A 484-nucleotide genomic window follows, 5' to 3' on the forward strand; every position below is an offset into this window, starting at 1 on the left:
CTTGGCCGGTCTGGGGCTGGGTGTGCTATTTGGTCTGGGGCTACAATGGGTCTATGGCTCAGATAATCCGGTACTGAAAGAGTCGATCACTTGGTTTAATATCGTCGGTAATGGCTATGTGCAATTACTGCAGATGATTGTTATGCCGCTGGTATTTGCCTCGATCTTAAGTGCTGTTGCCAAACTTCATAATGCCTCTTCATTAGGTAAAATCAGCGTATTGACCATTGGCACATTGCTATTCACCACATTAATCGCAGCTCTGGTGGGTGTGTTGGTCACTAATCTGTTTGGCTTAACAGCCGATGGTTTGGTGCAAGGTACACAAGAATCAGCGCGTTTGAGTGCTATTGAAAGCAATTATCTTAGTAAAGTGACCGACCTGACAGTCCCTCAACTGATTCTGTCCTTTATCCCAAAAAACCCGTTTGCTGATTTGACCGGCGCTAGCCCAACCTCAATCATCAGTGTGGTTATCTTCGCC

1 protein-coding gene is annotated in these 484 nt (G+C 46.1%); it reads left to right on the plus strand.

All coding sequences use genetic code 11. The annotated features are described in order from the left end of the window. A partial coding sequence (locus FTA91_RS02420) for a cation:dicarboxylate symporter family transporter (protein ID WP_145582860.1) occupies window positions 1-484 on the plus strand: 484 nt, incomplete at both ends.

The organism is Yersinia thracica (genome assembly GCF_902170565.1).
In the GTDB taxonomy this organism is placed as follows: domain Bacteria; phylum Pseudomonadota; class Gammaproteobacteria; order Enterobacterales; family Enterobacteriaceae; genus Yersinia; species Yersinia thracica.